Origin of the sequence: Vibrio sp. OPT46 (assembly GCF_015163535.1) — a bacterium.
GTDB classification, from domain to species: Bacteria; Pseudomonadota; Gammaproteobacteria; order Enterobacterales; family Vibrionaceae; genus Vibrio; species Vibrio alginolyticus.
Genome location: NZ_JADDYG010000120.1, coordinates 1,523 through 5,290 on the forward strand (window position 1 = coordinate 1,523; position 3,768 = coordinate 5,290).

4 protein-coding genes are annotated in these 3,768 nt (G+C 41.2%); all 4 read left to right on the top strand.

The features are described from left to right. The first annotated feature begins 239 nt into the window (after positions 1 to 239). Complete coding sequence (locus IQR33_RS05230) at positions 240 to 1,028, top strand: transporter substrate-binding domain-containing protein (RefSeq protein WP_017821680.1); 789 nt, start codon at positions 240 to 242, stop codon at positions 1,026 to 1,028. 135 nt (positions 1,029 to 1,163) lie between these two features. After that, on the top strand, positions 1,164 to 2,111 hold the full coding sequence (locus IQR33_RS05235; protein WP_193837350.1) for an amino acid ABC transporter permease: 948 nt from the start codon (positions 1,164 to 1,166) through the stop codon (positions 2,109 to 2,111). A gap of 14 nt (positions 2,112 to 2,125) precedes the next feature. Next, complete coding sequence (locus IQR33_RS05240; protein ID WP_193837351.1) at positions 2,126 to 2,860, top strand: amino acid ABC transporter ATP-binding protein; 735 nt, start codon at positions 2,126 to 2,128, stop codon at positions 2,858 to 2,860. Positions 2,861 to 3,136: 276 nt separating this feature from the next. Further along, positions 3,137 to 3,768: homocysteine S-methyltransferase family protein (locus tag IQR33_RS05245; RefSeq protein WP_193843574.1), on the top strand; the 632-nt coding region annotated here is incomplete at its 3' end.

The following is a 3,768-nucleotide window of genomic DNA, read 5'->3' on the forward strand; positions in this document are numbered from 1 at the left end:
TTCGGAAACGCTGACTATTCAGTCAAAGCGTATGTTTGTTGTCGTTATAGTGACCTGCCTACAACTTAATCACTTAATGCATGCAATTCAATTGCAATGCCTTGGTATAGATTTTCATTCAGATCTTCCGTCTTAGTGACGATTCTACAAATTCTAGTGATTAAAAAGTCATTATTTGTGGTTTTTTATTCTATTGTCGTGTATAAAAAAACTTTACAAAAAATGATAAAGGAATATCCATGAAAAAGTTATTGTGTTTTGCTGCACTGGGGTTAGCTGTTTCGACGACGGTTAATGCAGACCCAATTTTAGACGACATCAAAAGTACAGGGGAGCTAAAAGTCTGCTTTGATTCTGGGTATATGCCTTTTGAAATGACAGCAAAAAATGGGCAGTACATTGGGTTTGATATCGATTTGGGTAAGCAAATGGCGCGTGCCATGGATGTTAAGTTTGTGCCGGTAAACACTTCATGGGATGGCATTATCCCAACACTGTTGACTGGTAAGTGTCACATGATTATGGGCGGGATGACTATCACACCTATGCGAAATACTCAGGTGAATTTCGCTGATCCCTATGTGGTTATTGGTCAATCTATTCTCGTAGATCTCAAACATGAAGGTAAAGTGTCTAGTTACCGAGATCTCAATAGTCCAGATTATGTTGTTGCAACTAAGCTTGGGACAACGGGTGAGCAAGCGGTAAAACGATACCTTCCGAAAGCTAAGATAAATCTATACGAAACTCAGTCTGAAGCGGTACTTGAGGTTGCCAACGGAAAGGTAGATGCGTTTGTTTATGACTTTCCTTACAACTCTATTTATGTGGCGGAAAACAAAGGGCAGTTAATGCACTTGGCTAAACCGTTTACTTACGAGCCTTTGGGTTGGGCTGTGCCGCAAGGAAATCCAGATACGCTTAACTTCTTAAACAACTATTTACGTCAAATTAAGGGCGATGGAACTTACGATCGCATTTACGATAAGTGGTTTAACGACGATAAATGGTTAAAGCAAGTCAAGTAATCATATTGTTATTGTAGAGGAGCGGTTAGCTTCTGGCTCGGTTCATCGCCAACCAAACGGTTCGTGCTGTGAAGCTAACGCTTTTCTTTATTCAAATACCCAACCAACTTTAATCAAAGTCATTCTCGGAATCACATGCAAAATAACTTTAAATCCCTATTGTGGAACGCTGTTTTTGTTCTTGTTTTGCTATCAATTTGCGGTCTTGTCTATCTGTCAGGTAAGCGAATCGATTACAGCTGGAATTGGGAGCGTGTCCTTCCTTATATTGCCACTAACGCTGCTTCATCCATTACCGCGCCTGTCGATGGGAACATCATTCTCGACGAGAATAACCAACTGGCTCTGGAGAGTATTCATGGTGATATTGTTCTTGAACTAAGCCAATATAAGTCTGTGGACGTCTATGAAGGTGATCTTATTTTTGAAGGAGATACCTTAGCAACTATAAAAGAGTGGCGCTCTGGCCCAATTTTAGATGGTGTTGTGACGACCATTAAAATCTCGCTCTGGTCACTTATCATTGCTCTAGCGTTGGGCTTAGTTGTCGGACTAATGCGTATATCCAGCAATCCGGCATTAAAAAAGCTGGCGCTTGTGTATGTCGAGGTCATTCGTGGAACGCCTCTTTTAGTACAGATTTTTATCGTTTACTTCTTTATTGGTACTGTGCTTGACCTTGAGCGTTTTACTGCGGGAGTGATAGCGCTCTCCGTGTTTACCGCCGCTTATGTCGCAGAAATTGTGCGGTCAGGAATCCAGTCAATCCCAAGAGGACAAATGGAAGCGGCGCGTTCACTAGGAATGAATTATCCCAAAGCGATGATTTATGTCATTTTACCTCAAGCGTTTAAGCAGACATTACCTCCCTTAGCCGGGCAGTTTATCAACCTGATAAAAGATTCCTCACTTGTCTCCGTGATTTCGATTACTGATCTGACAAAAGCGGGCAGGGAAGTCGTAAGTGGTAATTTTGCCCCATTTGAAGTTTGGTTTACCGTTGCGGCCCTTTATTTGCTTCTAACTAGTACCTTATCTTGGGCAATACAAACGTTAGAAAAGAAATTGGCAGCAAGTGATTAATGGTGGAGTCATTAATGGAATACATTATTTCAGCAAAAACAATTAATAAAATTTACCCTAATGGCTGCCATGCGCTCAAGGACGTATCGGTAAATGTAGAAAAAGGGGAGGTGATTGTCATCGTAGGACCGTCAGGTTCTGGTAAGTCAACATTCTTACGGACGATCAATCAATTAGAGACAATAAATAGTGGGTCTATAATCGTAGATGGTATCGATATGTACCACAAATCTACGGATATAAATAAACTACGCGCTGATGTGGGCATGGTATTTCAAGGCTTCAACCTTTTTCCACATAAAACGGCGATAGAGAACGTCATGTTAGCACCTTTAAAGGTTTCTAAACGTGACCCTGAATCGGTGAAGAAAGAAGCAAAAGATTTGCTTTATAAAGTCGGTCTGTCGGAGAGAATGGATAATTATCCTAATCATTTATCAGGTGGACAGCAGCAGCGCGTCGCAATCGCTCGTGCGTTAGCAATGAAGCCCAACATTATGTTGTTTGATGAACCCACATCAGCACTAGACCCTGAAATGGTTGGAGAAGTTCTTGATGTGATGAAAGATTTGGCCAGGGACGGAATGACCATGGTCGTGGTTACTCATGAAATGGGTTTCGCAAAAGAGGTCGCTGATAGGGTGTTGTTTATGGAAGATGGTGAGCTTTTGGTTTCTGACTCTCCTGAGCGATTTTTTGATAACCCCTCCAATCCTAGATTACAGAAGTTTTTATCTAAGGTCTTATAATAAAAAGAAAATTTGATTGAGGGTTAGTCCCTCAATCACTTCATGCACTATTGTGGCTCGTAACGCCCGCCTCGCCGAGAGACATAGATAATGGGATTTTTACTCGAAGTTAATGGCGATAACATTAGCTTGGTCCGAATGAAAGGTCTGGTAAATACTAGAGTGTTTAATCAGCCATTAAGTCTTTGTTCACTTTAAACATAACAATTTCATTTTGAATTGATAAAAATTGTGTTTGAATAGAGCTTATGGATGTTTGGCGGTATGGATGTCTAAATGAAGAAAGTAACAATTTTAGATGGTGGCATGGGGCGAGAGTTAAAACGTATTGGCGCCCCTTTTTCTCAGCCGCTTTGGAGTGCACAAGCGCTAATTGAATCACCACAATATGTAAAAATGGCACATGAGAATTTCATAGACGCTGGCGCAGAGATTATCACTGTCAACAGTTATGCATGTGTTCCATTTCACTTAGGCGAGGAACTCTATGCAAAACGGGGGACTGAGTTAGCAAAATCTGCAGCCAAAATTGCCAGAGATGTAGTCACCAGCTCTAACGATAGAGTGCTCGTTGCGGGTTCTCTTCCTCCTGTAATGGGGTCTTACAGGCCTGAATTATTCGAGCCGAAAAGGGCACTGGAAGTGGCTTCTGAGTTATTTGAAGCTCAAGATCAATATGTTGATATTTGGTTAGCTGAGACCGTGTCTAGCCTCGCTGAAGTTGAAGTTCTATCAATAATTTTAGCCAAAACAGATAAGCCCAATTATATTGCTTTCACCTTAATGGATGAGCCTAACTCTTTGGCTCGTCTTCGCTCAGGGGAATCTCTTAAAGTCGCGGTTAATACGCTGTTGAAAACAAATGTTTCAGGTATCTTTTTCAATTGCTCTATTCCTGAAGTTGTCGA

Bases quoted from the DNA above. Each gene is read 5' to 3' on its own strand.
- IQR33_RS05230 (WP_017821680.1), top strand. From the start codon at position 240: ATGAAAAAGTTATTGTGTTTTGCTGCACTGGGGTTAGCTGTTTCGACG.
- IQR33_RS05240 (WP_193837351.1), top strand. From the start codon at position 2,126: ATGGAATACATTATTTCAGCAAAAACAATTAATAAAATTTACCCTAAT.
- IQR33_RS05235 (WP_193837350.1), top strand. From the start codon at position 1,164: ATGCAAAATAACTTTAAATCCCTATTGTGGAACGCTGTTTTTGTTCTT.